This is a genomic window from Streptococcus sp. 2018WUSS126 (genome assembly GCF_044427425.1).
GTDB classification, from domain to species: domain Bacteria; phylum Bacillota; class Bacilli; order Lactobacillales; family Streptococcaceae; genus Streptococcus; species Streptococcus hashimotonensis.
The window spans coordinates 39,108-57,840 of the sequence record NZ_JAOTGB010000003.1; the positions used below are offsets into that span (position 1 = coordinate 39,108).

Consider the following 18,733-nt stretch of genomic DNA (forward strand, 5'->3'; position numbering starts at 1 on the left):
ACATATTTCGTTATACTAGATAAAAAAGGAAAGGACTGCTATGCCGAATTTATTAACCTATATTGAAGAAACTCAATACGATATTTTTTATGATAAACCTATCAATAAGCTGGATATTCTGGCTCTGACCGAACTTTCCTACCTCCCTTTTGATAATCTGGTCCCCTACTCTTTTATAGAAAATGGTGTACGACTTGATCGGTTGGCAACGGCCTTTGAAGAGACCTACAAAAATAATTTCCCTCCCTTTTCTATGGTGACCAAAAACCGCCTAGCCTTACTTGGACTTCTAGCCAAATCCAAACGCTTCAAATCTATCAAGGCATTTGGCTTCGTTGACGATTATCAGTTGGAACAGGAAAAGCAGTTTTCAGCAATCAGCTATCGCATTGACCGAAAAACGATTGTGACTTGCTTCAGGGGAACAGACGACACCATTATCGGTTGGAAAGAAGACTTCCACATGACCTATATGGATGAAATTCCTGCCCAACGTGCAGCGAGTGGCTACTTAGAAAAACTTATGATGCAGCAGATGGGCCATTTTTATCTGGCAGGTCATTCGAAAGGCGGAAATTTAGCCCTCTATGCAGCATGCCAGCAAGCTACAGACCAACAGGATAGAATCCTAGCTATCTATCCCTTTGATTCACCTGGCTTACACAAAAAACACTTGGAAGCACCTAGTTACCAAGCTATTCACCAACGGATTTTCCCTGTCATTCCCCAGAATTCAATTGTCGGTATGATGTTAGAAACACCAGAAAATGCTCAAATCGTTCAGAGTAATACCCTCGGCATTCTACAACATATCAGTTTTTCTTGGGAGGTTGACGGAAGCGACTTCAAACTAGCTCCTGCCCTGACCAGCGATAGCCTACAAACCGACCAAGCCTTAAAAACTTGGACGGCTAGTTTAACAGACGATGAATTACGAGACTTCTTCGATTTGTTTTTCGGCATCTTCATCAAAGCAGGAATTGAACGTTTTAGCGACATCACGGTAAATCCCCTACAGAAATTGCAGGAAATGGACCGATTGAGAAAAGAATTATCTCCTCAAGAGGCGGACATGATGGACAAACTCATTCGGCAACTCTTTGATACCCGCTACCAAATTTGGAGGGACAATATTAGCACTTCCATTCCAAGCCCTGAAATCTCTCTACCAGATTGGCGGAAATTGTTTCAAAGAAATACAGCTGAAAATAAAGAAAACTAGCTCAACCACCTGAGCTAGTTTTCTTTATCAAATCTTCTTAAAAATTGGGATAGTTTTTCTAATCCTTTGATTAGAATATCTTGTTCACAGGCAAAACCTAGACGGACATAGCCGTCACGTTCAAATCGATTACCAGGAACTAGGAGAACACCGTATTCCTGCAGAAGTTGCAAGCAAAAATCTTCCATAGGCATATCTACTGCAATCTTGACAAAGCTGCTAGAAACAACCGCTGGACGGATATAGGAAACGAGGGGTTCATTCTCAATCCATTGGTCCAAAATTGCTAGATTTTCTTCTAAAATACGCCGATTTCGTTCTAGAATTTCTTGATAATGTGCCAAGGCTAATTGAGCCACCAGGTCGTCAAAGACACCTGCACAAATCATAGTGTAATCCCGATAATCTCTCAATATATCTGTCACTTCAAGATTGGCAGCCACCCAACCAATACGAATTCCTGGCAGGGAGTAGGTCTTGGATAAGCTATTTACAGCAATTCCTTTATCATAGACTTCTATAATAGATGGCACATCCAGCTCAGAAAAGGAACGATAGACTTCATCCGATAGAATGTAAGCTCCAACTTCACCAGCAATTTCCGCCAATTCTTCCAAATAAGTCCTATCCATGACAGCACCAGTTGGATTATTGGCATTGTTGATGCAAATCATCTTAGTGTTAGGACGAATGAGCTGACGCAGTTTTTCCAAGTCTGGCAACCAGCCATTTTCCTCCTCAATCTGCCACAAATCTACTTCTGCTCCCAAGGACTTTGGAATATCGTAGAGTTGTTGGTAGGTCGGATAAAGGGAAATGACATGGTCTCCTGGTTCAATCAAACTATAAAGAACTAACAAGTTGGCCCCTGTTGCCCCGTTGGTCTGGAGAATTTGTTCTGGCTTGACGCCTGTATAGAGTTGACTAACTGATTTTTTAAATGCTGGCGAACCTTCTATCCAGCCATAGTTGAGCTTGGTGCCCTGCAATTTCTCATAAAAATCCTCAGGATTGGTGCCCGACAAGGCAAACAATTCCTCCAAAGTCAATGAAGAAATGGACACCCCTGCTATATCATAAATCGCGCTATTTTCATGGACATTCAGCCATTCCTCAACACCAAAACGTGGTAATTTCATAAGACTTCCTACTTTTATTTATTCTGCCCTTATTGTACCATATTACTTAAAATTACGTATACATATACAAACATTCCCAAGTAAAGTACTTTTCTGTAAGAAATAGTTTGTCGCTAATCAAGTTAATTTTTTGAGAGAATACTGATTGTATCATCATTTAGTTTCTATTTTACTACTTCGACGCGTGAAAAACTCCAATGGATTGTTTGAACACGCCTTGCCTGATTGAAACAGTCAGGAAGTCGTTTTAATCCGCCGCCTCACAGTAGTCAGGCTTAGAAGTCTATTTTGGGTTCACCAATACCAATAGCAGATGCCACAAAGAACTTTCACTTCATCCCCGACGTACCAAAAAGGAATATATGATTGCCACACTCTCATATTCTACTCAATAAACATCAAAAGTAGCCTTAAAAACAAAATTAAAGATAGGACCAGGGTTCATCAATGCAAGTTGACAACGGATAATCTGTACCGCCCAATAATGGAGTATATTGAAAAAAAGTCCCAAAATTACGATTTAATTCTGGAACTTTTCCTACCTAACAAATAATCTTTAATCCATTTCAGTTGACTGAATCATTAGATCTTTAGTATTAGCACGACTTGCTGATACAAAAAGGATTTACAGTGTTCTACATCTTTTGTTTTAATTTCGAGAAAATCAGATTTTTTTGATTCTTAACATAAACCAAAACACTAATCATTGCGATACCAACTACTGCGAAAAAAGTCTGTAAGCTCCCTTTATTTTCTCCGGTTTGAGGAAGTCTCTTAGGTTTTAGAACATCATCTGTATTTGTACCATTAATTACCTTATTTTTAGCAGTGTACTCCCGAGATTCCCCTAAGTCAGATGTAGAAACCAAGTCTAATGAACCAGCAGCAACCTCTCGAACATCATCTATCGTCTGGGCTCCAATACTAATCACATTAGTTTTTCCTGTTACACCGGCAACTTGCTCAGACTCTTGACCAACTGGAAGAGTAGGGTCGTCTTGATAAAGAGTATCAAAAGGGATTTCTTTCTCCGTGATAACAGCTTCGGCAAGGTCTGCACTCTGAGCAGCTGCTAACTTCGTACCAACTCTAACAATACGATCTACTTTGGCAGTGGTAATGACCTCTGTCGTCTGGTCTCCAATACTAATCACATTGATTTTTCCTGTTACACCGGCAACTTGCTCAGACTCTTGACCAACTGGAAGTGTGGGATCATCTTGATAAAGAGTATCAAAAGGGATTTCTTTCTCCGTGATAACAGCTTCGGCAAGGTCTGCACTCTGAGCAGCTGCCAACTTCGTACCAACTCTAACAATGCGATCTACTTTGGCAGTGGTAACGACCTCTGTCGTCTGGTCTCCAATACTAATCACATTGGTTTTTCCTGTTACACCGGCAACTTGCTCAAACTCTTGACCAACTGGAAGTGTGGGATCGTCTTGATAAAGGGTATCAAAAGGGATTTCTTTCTCCGTGATAACAGCTTCGGCAAGGTCTGCACTCTGAGCAGCTGCTAACTTCGTACCAACTCTAACAATGCGATCTACTTTGGCAGTGGTAACGACCTCTGTCGTCTGGTCTCCAATACTAATCACATTGGTTTTTCCTGTTACACCGGCAACTTGCTCAAACTCTTGACCAACTGGAAGTGTGGGATCGTCTTGATAAAGGGTATCAAAAGGGATTTCTTTCTCCGTGATAACAGCTTCGGCAAGGTCTGCACTCTGAGCAGCTGCTAACTTCGTACCAACTCTAACAATGCGATCTACTTTGGCAGTGGTAACGACCTCTGTCGTCTGGTCTCCAATACTAATCACATTGGTTTTTCCTGTTACACCGACAACTTGCTCGAACTCTTGACCAACTGGAAGAGTGGGATCATCTTGATAAAGGGTATCAAAAGGGATTTCTTTCTCCGTAATGACAGCTTCAGGAAGGGCTACACTTAGAGAGGTAGGATAGTCTTTCTTATGCACTTTTACAGGAATTTGCAGTACATCATAGCTATTGTCAGAATACAAAACTTGTACAGTTGCAAGATAATCTCCCTCTTTATTCGTATTAACAGTGCCTTTTGGAGTAATATCTTGTATAGTTATAGTATTAGGGAGGTCCTTAGAATTGGTAAGATTATCATTAAAATCTACTTCTTCTCCCTCAAAAATTTCTTCATTAGAAAAAATTGGTTCATAGACATTTGCTTCTGGCAATGTAAAATAATATAAATTAGCTAATTTGGGATCAATGTAACCTGTCTCATTAATGCTTTTCTTGTCCCCCGTTGTAAAGTCATATTGCCCATTCATTAACGGTTCTAAGAAAGATCTAGAACCGTGCCCCGCCACGGATTTACCAACAAATTTTGTGCCAGAAAAATGCCCAACACCATTAGTAATTAAAGTATCATTATCTGTTGCATAATGAATCGATTTTCCTTCATTTGTCAGCTGGTCTCCTATTGCAGCAATACCATTGAGATTGCTAACAAGCCCTTTTATTTTGGGGGCATTAAATGTGTAGGATTTTTTTGCCCAATCATAGTTCTTTTGATTAGCATAAATAAAGCCACGTTGCGCAAGATAACCACCTAAAGAATGTCCTGTCAAATACAAATTATTGATTTGTGTGGACTGCTGAAGCTGATCCATCAATCTTTCAATACTATTTGCCTGTTTGGGATTTGTTGCAAAGAAAATACTAAGATCATCATCCACATCGGAAGTTCCTTTTGTACCCCTAATTGCAAGGACTTGCACTTCACCAGCATTGATAAATGGATAATTAGAAGTCGTCTCGAACAAAACTGCATCAAATCCATTATTTTCATGGAAAGTTCTTACCATTCGCCAGTATGGAGAGAGTTCCTTATGCATCATAGCATACTCTTGTCTACCATCATAAAGAGTATCAAGTGGCTGTAGTGGATCTAGTACCTTTCTTATATAATCATCGTCTCTATAAGCCAATTCCATAAACATGGCCATCTCTCTAGACGTAACATCCCATTTCAAGGGATCTGTCAATTGAGGATGGGAATCAGTAACCGTCCGCTCCGTGCCATCTGAAAAACCATCACCATCACTGTCTTTAAGAAATGGATGACTATAATAACCGAAATAAGTAGTTTTGTCTTTCTCATAGGTATAGATTTCTTCTTTATTTGCTAAACCATCACCATCATTATCATTATCTGGCAGAATATCACTACCAAGTAAAAGAGAGTCTACTTGACGATTTTCTAATGTGATTTTCCCTTCTGAAATCTTTATTGCATTTTCCAAGGTAAGTACTTGTTTTATAATTTCAGCACTAATGTTCCAACCACTACTAATGTCTACTGTCACAAGACTTGTTAATATGAGCGCTGAATATAATTTAATTTTATTTTTTTTCACTTTTTTTCCTCATTAATTCCTCTTATGCTAAGTCGCAACTGCACAAGATAAGTTATCAATACACAACTGATTATATCACAGCACTTTATGAAAAGCTAACATTATCACAAATCAAGCGTGCCATTCCAACAAAAAATACATGTATTTATTATATAGGTCTATAATTTCTTCAGAGTGTTTTTATGATATTTACAATTTTCTAAGAATAGCATCTCACCCCCAAGGAATTGAGTCTTATTTTACAGTAAAAATGAGGTTATTTCTCCTCAACAAGCTACCTATCCAACATCTTTTTCACCATTTAACTAAGTTATTTTTTATTATCAAAAACCTTTATATAATAGCAAAAATTCTTGTTCATTCAAGCCAACTCTTTCAATCTCCGCAGAAGAGGGGGTGACATCAAAATACCCTCCAGTTTTGTTTTTTCTAACAGTATACTGAAGAAGGGAGTGATTGGATAGATACCTCGTTATTTGGGTGATTATTCGTACAACAAACCACCTCCAAGAATAAATCTCGGAGGTTGTTTTGTATATTTAAAAGTGGAGATTATGGGTTCTTAAACCTAATTATTCTTCACCTTTTTTACGACGCTTACCTGCAAAGGCAAGTGTTGCAATCAACATGCCTACACCAAGAGCTGAAACTGCAACAGTGCTTGTTTCACCTGTATTTGGTAGTTGAGCTGTCGTAGATTTCGTTGACTTAGTTTCGGTCGATTTAGGTGTTACTGTCACACCAGCGTTCGGAACTTTTGGATCAGTACCTTTTTCTTTTTCGACTTCATCTGAGATGCCATCGTTGTCATCGTCAGTATCAGTCACATCTGGCATACCGTCGCCATCTGTGTCGCGTTGGATTGTAACTGGAACGTCAATTACTTTAGACTCGCCATCTGTTGTAACAGTAACTGGGATAGTGATCTTACGTTCTTCTTCGTCTTTACCCCAATCGTCTACTTTTGGTGTGCCTACAAGGTTACCATTGCCATCTACTGATACGCCATTGACTGGAGCAGATGGAGTGATTACTGTCTTAGGTGATTCTGGTTTGACAACTTGGGTACCATCTGGAACCGGTTGACCTTCAAGAACATCTTTAGGTGTTACTGTCACACCAGCGTTCGGAACTTTTGGATCAGTACCTTTTTCTTTTTCGACTTCATCTGAGATGCCATCGTTGTCATCGTCAGTATCAGTCACATCTGGCATACCATCGCCATCTGTGTCGCGTTGGATGGTGACTGGAACGTCAATTACTTTAGATTCGCCATCTGTTGTAACAGTAACTGGGATAGTGATCTTACGTTCTTCTTCGTCTTTGCCCCAATCGTCCACTTTTGGTATACCTACAAGATTACCATTGCCATCTACTGATACGCCGTTGACCGGAGCAGATGGAGTGATTACTGTCTTAGGTGATTCTGGTTTGACAACTTGGGTGCCATCCGGAACTGGTTGACCTTCAAGAACATCTTTAGGCGTTACGGTTACACCTGTATTAGGAGACTTAGGATCGGTGCCGTTTTCCTTCTCTACTTCATCAGTAATACCGTCGTTGTCATCATCAGTATCAGTCACATCTGGCATACCGTCGCCATCTGTGTCGCGTTGGATGGTAACTGGAACGTCAATTAATTTAGATTCGCCATCTGTTGTAACAGTAACTGGGATAGTGATTTCACGTTCTTCTTCATCTTTGCCCCAATCGTCTACTTTTGGTGTGCCTACAAGGTTACCATTGCCATCTACTGATACGCCGTTAATCGGAGCAGATGGGGTGATTACTGTCTTAGGTGATTCTGGTTTGACAACTTGGGTGCCATCCGGAACTGGTTGACCTTCAAGAACATCTTTAGGCGTTACTGATACGTCCACATTCGGAACTTTTGGATCAGTACCTTTTTCTTTTTCGACTTCATCTGAGATACCATCGTTGTCATCGTCAGTATCAGTTACATCTGGCATACCATCGCCATCTGTGTCGCGTTGGATTGTAACTGGAACGTCGATTACTTTAGACTCGCCATCCGTTGTAACAGTGACTGGGATAGTGATCTTACGTTCTTCTTCGTCTTTGCCCCAATCGTCTACTTTTGGTGTGCCTACAAGGTTACCATTGCCATCTACTGATACACCATTGACTGGCTCAGATGGTGTGATTACTGTCTTAGGTGATTCTGGTTTAACAACTTGGGTGCCATCTGGAACTGGTTGACCTTCAAGAACATCTTTAGGCGTTACGGTCACACCAGCGTTCGGAACTTTTGGATCAGTACCTTTTTCTTTTTCGACTTCATCTGAAATACCGTCGTTATCATCATCCTTATCGGTCACATCTGGCATACCGTCGCCATCTGTGTCGCGTTGGATCGTAACTGGTACGTCGATTACTTTAGACTCGCCATCCGTTGTAACAGTGACTGGAACGGTGATTTCACGTTCTTCTTCATCTTTGCCCCAATCGTCTACTTTTGGTGTGCCTACGAGGTTACCATTGCCATCTACTGATACACCATTGACTGGAGTAGATGGAGTGATTACTGTCTTAGGTGATTCTGGTTTAACAACTTGAGTGCCATCCGGAACTGGTTGACCTTCAAGAACATCTTTAGGCGTTACTGATATGCCCACATTCGGAACTTTTGGATCAGTACCTTTTTCTTTTTCGACTTCATCTGAGATACCATCGTTGTCATCGTCAGTATCAGTCACATCTGGCATACCATCACCATCTGTATCGCGTTGAATGGTGACTGGTACATTAACTACTTTAGATTCGCCATCTGTGGTAACAGTGACTGGGATAGTGATTTCACGTTCTTCTTCATCTTTGCCCCAATCGTCTACTTTTGGTGTACCTACAAGGTTACCATTGCCATCTACTGATACGCCGTTGACTGGAGCAGATGGTGTGATTACTGTCTTAGGTGATTCTGGTTTGACAACTTGGGTACCATCTGGAACTGGTTGACCTTCAAGAACATCTTTAGGCGTTACGGTTACACCTGTATTAGGTTTTGTTGGATCTTTTGGAGCTGGATCTTCTGTATCTAGAATACCATCATTATCATCATCTTTATCGGTTACGTCTGGCATACCATCGCCATCTGTATCACGTTGGATTGTAACTGGAACATCAATTACTTTAGACTCGCCATCTGTGGTAACAGTAACTGGGATAGTGATCTTACGTTCTTCTTCATCTTTGCCCCAATCGTCTACTTTTGGTGTGCCTACAAGGTTACCATTGCCATCTACTGATACGCCGTTGACAGGAGTAGATGGAGTGATTACTGTCTTAGGTGATTCTGGTTTGACAACTTGAGTGCCATCCGGAACTGGTTTGCCTTCAAGAACATCTTTAGGCGTTACTGATATGCCCACATTCGGTACTTTTGGATCGGTACCTTTTTCTTTTTCGACTTCATCTGAGATGCCATCGTTGTCATCATCAGTATCAGTCACATCTGGCATACCGTCGCCATCTGTATCGCGTTGGATGGTGACTGGTACATTAACTACTTTAGATTCGCCATCTGTGGTAACAGTGACTGGGATAGTGATTTCACGTTCTTCTTCGTCTTTGCCCCAATCGTCTACTTTTGGTGTACCTACAAGGTTACCATTGCCATCTACTGATACGCCGTTGACTGGAGCAGATGGAGTGATTACTGTCTTAGGTGATTCTGGTTTGACAACTTGGGTGCCATCTGGAACTGGTTTGCCTTCAAGAACATCTTTAGGCGTTACTGCTATGCCCGCATTCGGTACTTTTGGATCGGTACCTTTTTCTTTTTCGACTTCATCTGAAATACCGTCGTTATCATCATCCTTATCGGTCACATCTGGCATACCATCGCCATCTGTATCGCGTTGAACAGTAATTGTAATGGTTTTGATTACTGGTTTATTGTCTTTGTCAACAATCGGATTACCTTTATCATCCTTAGCTTCAACTGTTACAGTGAAATCACGTTTCTCTTCATCTTTGCCCCAATTTGTAATCTTCTTAGGAGTTCCTGTGACTTCTCCTTTATTTGGATCAAATGTGAGACCATCTGGCAAGCCTGTTACTTTAACTGTTGCCTTTGGATTATCAGATGTTACAGTCACTGGGATTGGTTTAACTGGTTGACCTTCGGTTACTGTAGCATCATCTGCTGTAATAACTGTATTCGTTGCTTTCTTAGGATTTTTATCCTCTGTATCCGGAATACCATCATTATCATCATCCTTATCGGTCACATCTGGCATACCGTCACCATCTGTGTCTAATTGGAACTTAGCTTTCGCATTCTCCACAGTCTTATCTTCATAAGTCACCTTAACTGGTACTTCAATGCTTTCAACTGTCGTGCCATTAGCAACTGTAACTGTTACAACGCCTGTCGTTGGGTTGATCTTTGCAGTATATCCTTCTGGAACTTTGAAATCTGATGGAATTTCATAAGTTGCATTCTTTGGAGCTGCTACTGGTCGACCGCTTGCATCTGTAAATGTAGGTGTTGAGATAGCTGGAGTACCTGGAACGACATTTGTGACTGGATAGTTTGGCTTTGCTTTTACAACATTGCTCAAGGCAGTCGCAAATTTCTCTACTTCTGGAGATCTAACATAGCCATCTAGCTCGGTAGGATCTTGCTTTTCAGCACGAGTAACAACACGATCTCTTGCCGCAAAAGTTTTTCCATCTGGTAAGGTTAGAGTGATATTTCCTGTTTTTGGCTCAGTTGATACAGTGACATTCGCCTCATTTTCCTCCGCCACATAAGTTCCATCTGGCTTTTTCACTAATTTAACAGATTTCCCTTGAACTCCGACAAAGATTTGGTCAACGTCAGATTTTGGAACAAGCTCAACACTTCTGTCACCTTCTTTAAAGTCAGTAATTTCAACTGTACTTACAGTGGCTTTCACAATGACAGTGACTTCTTCCTCTTTGTAAACGTTAGAATCTGTAACAACCCTGACTGTAAATACATAAGTACCGGCTTTAAGTTTAGACAAATCTTCATTCTCATTCTTCAAGAGAACTTTACGGTAACCCTTGCCTTCTGCTACATTAGTTACACCACCTGTATTGACTTCTACTTGGCTTAGAATATCGCTTTCAGTGACACCTTCCCAGTCTTCTTTGATTACAGTACCTTTAACGGCAGTATCCAAAACATAGGTCATGTATTTATTGTTGGAAAGGACATCGGTTACATTGTCCTTATTATCTGTCACTTTCAGTCCGCGAGAATAATAACCAAGTTTGTCTACAGAAGCAGTACCGTATGCGTTTCCGTCTTTGTCTACTGAATAACCTAATGAACTTGGTTGGTTAACTTCGACAGACTTAATACCTTCTGGATCTACTAAGTCAGCGATTTTTACCTTATCCAAACCATCTGGCTTATTAGAGCTATCAACTGTCTTAATTGGTGTCTTATTGAAGATAAAGATGTCGTGCTTATTGGTAGCTGTCGATGGTGTATTTTCTTCTATCGGACCAGCACCCTTCAAGAAACCGTCATCAGTGATGATTTTTCTATCTCCATAACGTTGCTCTTTAGTTAAACGGGTTAGAGTATCATCCCAATCAGGGTTGCTAGTTGCTGAAGAATTTCTTAAGTCTTGCTCAGTGTCCAAACGTGTCAGAGAAGCAGAAGAACGTACATAGAGTGTGTGGTTCGGCCCGTGGGTGATTACTTCAATAACATAGTTAGGAGCAGTCGAATCACGCCAAGACCTATCCTCTAGAATAATCCTGTTTGCCCCAGCCCCTGCACTAGGACGTTCATTTTGAGTAAAACCGGACCCATTTGGTGCTCCAAAATACTTAGCTAATTCTCCATCAAAGTTGACATAACCGAAGTTTCCTTGGTAACTATATACATGTAAATCTGGAGAACCAGAAGTAATTTTAATATCACCACCACCAGCGGTATTATTAAACTTATCGCTAGTTGCAATCATGACATATTGCCAATGCTTGCTTGCTTTCGAATCATGGGTAATCACCCATTTGACCATATCTAAGCCTTCTGAGTCTTTACCAATATATTGAGATGTAACTGACTTGATACCATATTTCCAATCGGATGGACGATTTAAAACTTCCACAGGGTCCGCAAGGGCTGTTGCACCTAATTGAGCCGTGATGACACCATCTGGACTAAATTTGCGCAATTCCACAGCTAGTGCTTCTACGTTTGTACGAACCGAATCAATCTGTTTATACAACTGTTCAACCGTTGCGGCTGAATTTGCCAGTAATAGGTCAGATTCTTTAGCTACCAAACGAGCATTTGTCACTGCAGTTTTTAGCAATGAATTATTAGATTCAGTTGTTGCAACCAATCTCTCACCCTGTGAGGCAAGAACTGCCGCTTCAGATGACACTTGGGCTAAAAGATGTTTTACGTCTTCAATAGTTGCTGGCTCTGTAGCTGCCCTTGCTTTAAATTCAGCTGGTACAGCCGATGACGTTGAGATTGCAGTATCAATTGGTAAAGTTGAGGTTGTTACGCTTGCTGTCTCCGCTGCTTGCTTCACAACTTTGAAAACAATTTTTGTACTTCCTCCTTCTACTACTCCAGAATTAATCGTTGCCACTTCATTGGCTGCTAGTTGATACCCTTTCGGTAGCTCGGCTGTCTCAGTCACAACTGCAATCGCAATAGGGTCTTTTGTAGTCAAATCAATTGATTTGGCTACTGTAGCTACAGCAGTACCAGTTTCATCTTGATATTCAACTGTATAGTCAATTTTTGTTGCACGCTCTACCACATCCTTAGAGGACACAGCATCTGTTGCAGTCGTATCTGTTGATGTTGTTGCATCAGTGGATACCTCCGTTTTATCAGTAGATAAACTTATTGTCTCAGCAGCAGAATTTGATGGCGCTGTATCCATCGTCAATGCTGAAACTTCCATACCTCCTGACAAAGCAAGCGATACCCCAAGTAATACACTTGCGGCTCCACAATGATACTTACGAATTGAAAAACGTTGCTTGGCATTGTACCAATCAAATTTTTTCGGTCGTTTTCGTTCCATGTTAACGATCTCCTTCTTTATTAAAAAACATAACCAGAGCAACTGACATTGATACTTCAAACTATTTCTACAGTTTGCCTCACTTTAGGACAGCTTTATAAATTTATAAAAAGATAACTTAAAACTATAATTATTAAATGCCATTCACTACTAGCTTGTTTATTTTATCACCCTATCTTCAAATTTGTCAAGGTTTTATGCGTTTTTTCAAGAAATAAACTTGATTTTAAAGTGAATATTTTCCCTGTTTTATCTGTATTTTTATTTGTTTGAAGACTAATACTATTATTTCACCCAAAAGCCATTCTTTAGAAGCCTTATAGAATAAGCATTCTGAACTTAACAAATATAAAATTTAATATATTTCTAAATGTATATTCTTAAATTTTTTCTAGAATTTTTCAAATTCCCTTTTGATTTGCACATAGCATTACGTGTAAAAAGGATTTCATTTTATAGATACGCTATGTTTGCTTTATTTCAAACTTTCAACACTCCCCCACGGACTGTTTGACGGAAGCTACACTCGTTTCCCGCTTCAATTAAAATTTGAACAAACAAAAATAGCTTAAAATCAACGTTTTTGACGACGTAATTCTAAGCTATTTTCTATATTTTAAGACTTTTCGCGCAGCCTCAAAGATTAAATAGGATTTGCAGAGCACATTTCCACGGTTTGTGTTTTACACTCCAAATCTGACCTCTATGACTGTTACAAACAAAGTATTTCCAACTACCAGTTAACTTAATAGCATTAACAAAAGCATATGCCTACTTTCATCATTTAATGGATTAAAACTTCCCTAAATTCGTCAAGTCTTTTTTGTCTGGCATGACTTCTTTGTTGTCCCAATGCTCGACGATACGACCATTTTTATCCGAACGGAAGATGTCCGCCGTCACCCAGTCAGCCTCACCGTCATTGAGTTTCTGGTGAACATGGACAAAGACAAAATTCCCATCCTCAATGGCACGCACAATGGTGATTTCCCGCTTGGGATTGCGTTTGAAAAAGTCCTCAAAGAAAGCTACAAAGCCCTCTTTCTCATCAGGCACACCCGTACTGTGCTGGGTGTAAGTAGCCCCCATATAGTTTTCATGAACTTCCTTGATTTCCCCGTCCCGAATGCCACGAAGGTAAAGATTTTTAGCGTTATCTAGTTGATGTGACATGATGTTCTCCTATTTTAACAATCCTTCTCGTTCCAAATATTCCCTCGCCACTTGCTCTGCCGACTTGCCTTCCACATCGACCGCATAGTTCATCTGGGTCATTTCCTCGGTCGAGATTTTGTCTGCCAAGACCCCCAGGACTTGCTCCAACTCAGGATATTTTTCTAAGGTTTCTTTGGACAATAGCGGAGCAGCCTGATAGGGTGGGAAGAGCTGTTTGTCATCTTCTAGGATTTTCAATTTGTAAGTGACTACCTTGCTATCTGTAGAATATGCTTCGATAATCTGCACATTACCACTCTTAATAGCTTCATAACGAAGGGCTGGCTCCATGGTCTTGACATTAAGTTGGAGATTGTATAGATTTTTTAGACCGATATTACCATCTTCGCGATCATTAAACTCTAAAGAGAAGCCTGCGACAGCTGTCTGTTGCACTTTTGCCAAATCCGAAATCTTTTCAATGCCATTTTTCTGAGCATAGTCTTCTGTCACTGCTAAGGCAAAGGTATTTTGGAAGGCCATTGGTGCTAGGTAGACCAAGCCATCCTGCTCCAAAATCGCCTCTTTGGCATAAGTGTAAACCTCATCAGAATTAGTAGATAAATCCATTGATGAATTTTTCAAAAGAGTACTTGTAATGGTCCCTGTGTACTCAGGATAAATATCAATAGAACCTGATTTGAGTGCCTCATAAAGGAAGCTAGTCTTTCCGAAATTAGGTTTTATCTCCACCTTGATGTCTGTCTGGTCTTCAATCAACAACTTATACATATTGATGAGAATTTCAGGTTCTGCACCGAGCTTCCCTGCAATGACCAACTGCTTTGTGGAAAAGTTAAGCATGGGAACATAACTAGCTCCAACAGTAAATAAAGTCACCAATAGAGCCAACAAAATTGTCTTGGGTTTCTTGTCCTGCAACAGACGAATGCCGTAACCGAAAAGTACTGCAAGGACAGCCGACGATACCGCACCAATCAAAATCAAGGCTGAATCATTGCGGTCAATTCCAAGTAGAATAAAGGAGCCAAGGCCCCCAGCCCCCACCAAGGCTGCCAGAGTCGCCGTTCCGATAATCATAATGGAAGCTGTCCGAATCCCTGACATCAAAATAGGCATGGCAAGTGCTAACTTAAATTTTTTCAACTTCTCCCATTTATTCATACCAAAGGCGGTTGCTGCTTCTTCTAGAGAAGGGTCGATTTCTCCAAGTCCTGTCAATGTCCCCTGCAAGATAGGAAAGATAGCATAAATAACGAGTGCTACTACTGCTGGCAAGGTTCCGATTCCCATAAAAGGAATGAAAAGACCAAGCAAAGCAAGGGATGGAATAGTTTGGAAGATACCTGTTATTTGCAGACTCCACTCAGTCAAGCGTTTTTTACTAGATAGAATCAGTCCCAAAGGTACTGCAATTGCAATCGCAATAATCAAAGCTAGAAGGGAGATGCGAAGGTGTTCAAAAAGAGCGATTCCCCACTCATCCTTGCGTTCTATAAAGGTTTCAAATAGGTTCATTACATACCTCCTCGAGCTCTGATAAATTCCTTGACAAAATCATTGGTAGGATGATTCCTCAATTCATCAGGACTTCCTAATTGCACAACTTGTCCATCTTGCATGAGACAGATGCGATCCGCCAATTTAACCGCCTCATCCATATCATGAGTAACGAAAACCGTTGTCATCTTGAATTCCTCATGTAATTTCTTAATCAAGTCCTGCAACTGAGCCTTACTGATTGGATCCAGAGCTGAGAAAGGTTCGTCCATGAGTAACACTTTCGGATTTGCAATGATGGCCCGCAGAATGCTAACCCGCTGTTTTTCTCCCCCAGACAAGTCCTTGGGCAAACGATCCAGATAGCTGTCTGGTTCCAAGCCAACCTTGGTCAAGAGCTCTCTCGTCCTCGTCAAGGTTTCTTCCTTACCCAAACCTTTCATTTCAGGAATAAGAGCGATATTTTCAGCTACTGTCATATTTGGAAAAAGGGCTATCTGCTGAAGAACATAACCTGTCTCCAAACGTAATTCACGCAGGTCGAAATCCTTAAGTCGCTTACCTTGAAAAAAAACCTCTCCCTCAGTCTGCTCAATCAGTCGGTTAATCAATTTCAACGTAGTTGTCTTTCCGCTACCACTCGGTCCAATTAAAACAAAGAACTCCCCTTCTTGAATGTCAAAGGTCAAATTTTTCAAGATTGGTCCGCTAACCTTACAGGTCAGGGATACATTTTGATAATCAATCATCATCTTCTCCTTTTAAAATAGCCATGAGACTCTGACTGTAGCGCTGAATTAATCCTAGCATAAGCTCCTGTTCCTCCTGACTGAGTTGAGACAGCGCCTTATTTTCTGCCTCCTCCAAGGGGTCCAAAATGCGACTAGCAAATTGCTGCCCCTCCTCTGTCAATTTAATTTTCTTATGTCGCTTATCTGCTGGATTCTCCTCTAAAACTACCAGGCCTCCATCCAAAAATTTCTTTACAGTAGCATTGACAACTTGTTTGCTTGAATAGGTCTTCTTGCTGACCCAGTTTTGCGTCACACCTCCGGGATTATAATAAATCCACATGAGAATGGATAAGCATTTTGCATTGAGTCCATGTCCACGAGCATAGTCTTCATAAAGACCGACTTGCTGGTCAAACATACGAGCATAATCCTTACTCCTTTTCTCAACTTCCATCATCCTTCCCCCTCCTCAGTGAGCACAACTACCTTACTAAAAGCCTCTGGTCTACTAGTATTCAAAACAACAACAATTTTCACAACGACTTCCTCCTGTAATCATGTTAGTCAATATTTTTTACTATTTTATCAAAAAAAGAAAAATAGTCAATCATTTTGACTATTTTGAAACATCAACTACTTTATTATAGATTCCCGTCTTCATCCACTCAAACATATTAAACCCCTGAAATTATCTGCTTTTATACTCTTCAAAAATCAAAATTATCCGTTGTCAACTTGCCTTGATGAACTCCAGATAACAAAACTAGCCTAGAACATTCTAAGCTAGTTTCTTTTTATCCTTCACCTGTTTCTGAGGCAGTTTCGCTTGCTACTTCTGAAACTGTTTCTGATACAGGTTCGATGATGACATCATCAATTGTAAGCTCAATATCTTCAGACACAACTACAGCATCCTCAATATCTTCTTCTGTCAAATCCACTGTCGGAGCTTTAGCAGTTTTTGACTTAATAGCTTCCAAAATGTCAGCCGTTGACAAGTTTTGTTCCGCAATTTTTTCCTTGATTTGCTCAAAGGTTTCCAAGGATTTTTCCTTACCAGACTTGACCAAATCTTCTACTGTCAATTCACCAGTTTCAAGTTGAGTTTTTACTTCGGTAAATCGTTCAGTCGCTTGTTTGCCTAAATCTTGTGCCTTATTGACAAAATCAGCATTGATTTCTTCATGGTTTTCTTTATAGTCATTAGCAAAGTTTACAACTTTTTCTTTGACTGTTTTACCAGTTTTACTTGCTAGAAAAGCAGCTGCAGCAGCTCCTCCTGCTGCCCCTAACAAAAGGCTAGTCCACACACTACTAGATTTTTTTACCATTTTTTTCTCCTTTCTTACCTAAGAGAGATGAGAGAGTTGACAGAGCTGAAAGAGCTCCGCCGGCTTTTACAGTACTTGCTCCAGCAGACTTAGCTTTGACTGTCAAATCACGCGCTGAAGCATTCAAATCTGATACAGAAGTTGACAAGTCAGCTACCGCTACAAAAAGAGGATCAAGGGTCGAAACCTTACCATTTACATCTTCGACTAAGACATTGGTTTTAGCCAAAAGCTCGTTGGTCTGATAGAGAGTCACATTGACATCGCTGGTCAAGACCTTAAGCGTTTGCTGGGCTTCATCTGTCACCGTACCCAATTTTTTCAACAACAAAACAATATATACTGCCACCGCCGCGATGGACAAGGCAATAATCAAGACAGAAATTTCAATAATCATATCTTCTCCTTTAGGGTTGATAGAATGGAATAGAAGACTTTCTTCTCCGCAACACAACCATGATAATACCAACGAGGATTAACACCCCAGATAGCCATTGTGAAATACGTATTCCTAAGAACATGAGGCTGTCCGTCCGCAAGCCTTCTATCAAAAGGCGACCACAACCATACCAGACTAGGTAGAAAGCTGTAATTTCTCCCTGTTTAAGGAATTTTGGCCGTCTACGTAACACACAAACCAAGCCAAAACCTAGCAAATTCCAGAGAGACTCAAACAAGAAGGTTGGTTGATGGTAGGCACCATCAATATACATCTGGTCTCGGATAAAGGCTGGCAGGTAGTTCAAACTTTCTACTGCCTTACCATAGGCCTCTTGGTTAAAGAAATTTCCCCAACGACCGATTGCCTGAGCAATCATGACCGATGGCGCTACAATATCCAAAAAATCCAGGGTATTAATAAAGCGATACTGAGTAAAGAAATAAAGGACGATTGCACCTGTAATCAAACCACCATAGATGGCAATACCACCGTTCCAGATAGCGAAGATAGATAAAATGTTATCCTTATATTCACTCCATGAAAAGGCTACATAGTAAATCCGTGCCCCCAGGATAGAAAGCGGAAATGCGATTAGAATAAAATCTAAAATATCATCCTGACGGATTTTCTTTCGTGGTCCCTCTTTTGTCGCCAGATAAACACCTAGAATCAGACCAAGCAAAATGCAGATTGCATACCAACGAATTTCTAAGGGACCTAATTTAATCGCAATAGGATCCAT

The 18,733-nt window shown here is 40.5% G+C and carries 10 protein-coding genes and 1 pseudogene; 1 reads left to right on the forward strand and 10 read right to left on the reverse strand.

The features are described from left to right. Nucleotides 1-40: 40 nt before the first annotated feature. Nucleotides 41-1,222, forward strand: coding sequence for a DUF2974 domain-containing protein (locus tag ODU34_RS01950; RefSeq protein ID WP_105179353.1), 1,182 nt, complete (start codon nucleotides 41-43; stop codon nucleotides 1,220-1,222). 14 nt (nucleotides 1,223-1,236) lie between these two features. On the opposite strand, the gene ODU34_RS01955 is transcribed toward ODU34_RS01950, so the two are convergent. The 10 genes and pseudogenes from ODU34_RS01955 to lgt all read right to left on the reverse strand — a co-directional run bounded on the left by ODU34_RS01955 (nucleotide 1,237) and on the right by lgt (nucleotide 18,733). After that, entirely contained in the window at nucleotides 1,237-2,361 is a 1,125-nt protein-coding gene (locus tag ODU34_RS01955) for an aminotransferase (protein ID WP_105179354.1), read from the reverse strand. Nucleotides 2,362-2,996: 635 nt separating this feature from the next. Then, entirely contained in the window at nucleotides 2,997-5,759 is a 2,763-nt protein-coding gene (locus tag ODU34_RS01960; RefSeq protein ID WP_398582917.1) for a G5 domain-containing protein, read from the reverse strand. Between the two features lie 572 nt (nucleotides 5,760-6,331). Continuing rightward, complete coding sequence (locus ODU34_RS01965) at nucleotides 6,332-12,808, reverse strand: YPDG domain-containing protein (RefSeq protein ID WP_398578492.1); 6,477 nt, start codon at nucleotides 12,806-12,808, stop codon at nucleotides 6,332-6,334. A gap of 846 nt (nucleotides 12,809-13,654) precedes the next feature. Next, nucleotides 13,655-13,981, reverse strand: a pseudogene (locus ODU34_RS01970) (nuclear transport factor 2 family protein); the annotation flags it as partial. 9 nt (nucleotides 13,982-13,990) lie between these two features. After that, the gene (locus ODU34_RS01975) at nucleotides 13,991-15,502 is read right to left on the reverse strand and encodes an ABC transporter permease/substrate-binding protein (protein WP_105179358.1); all 1,512 of its coding nucleotides are present in this window, start codon (nucleotides 15,500-15,502) and stop codon (nucleotides 13,991-13,993) included. Further along, nucleotides 15,502-16,233, reverse strand: a complete 732-nt coding sequence (locus ODU34_RS01980) for an ABC transporter ATP-binding protein (RefSeq protein WP_105179359.1) — start codon at nucleotides 16,231-16,233, stop codon at nucleotides 15,502-15,504. The genes ODU34_RS01975 and ODU34_RS01980 overlap by 1 nt, the downstream gene beginning before the upstream one ends. After that, a complete protein-coding gene (locus ODU34_RS01985) occupies nucleotides 16,226-16,675 on the reverse strand; it encodes a MarR family winged helix-turn-helix transcriptional regulator (RefSeq protein ID WP_002936751.1) in 450 nt (149 codons plus the stop codon). The genes ODU34_RS01980 and ODU34_RS01985 overlap by 8 nt, the downstream gene beginning before the upstream one ends. A 337-nt stretch (nucleotides 16,676-17,012) precedes the next feature. Then, entirely contained in the window at nucleotides 17,013-17,549 is a 537-nt protein-coding gene (locus tag ODU34_RS01990; RefSeq protein ID WP_105179360.1) for a YtxH domain-containing protein, read from the reverse strand. Further along, nucleotides 17,533-17,943, reverse strand: coding sequence for a DUF948 domain-containing protein (locus ODU34_RS01995; RefSeq protein ID WP_024376744.1), 411 nt, complete (start codon nucleotides 17,941-17,943; stop codon nucleotides 17,533-17,535). The genes ODU34_RS01990 and ODU34_RS01995 overlap by 17 nt, the downstream gene beginning before the upstream one ends. 13 nt (nucleotides 17,944-17,956) lie before the next feature. After that, entirely contained in the window at nucleotides 17,957-18,733 is a 777-nt protein-coding gene (lgt, locus tag ODU34_RS02000) for a prolipoprotein diacylglyceryl transferase (RefSeq protein WP_105179361.1), read from the reverse strand.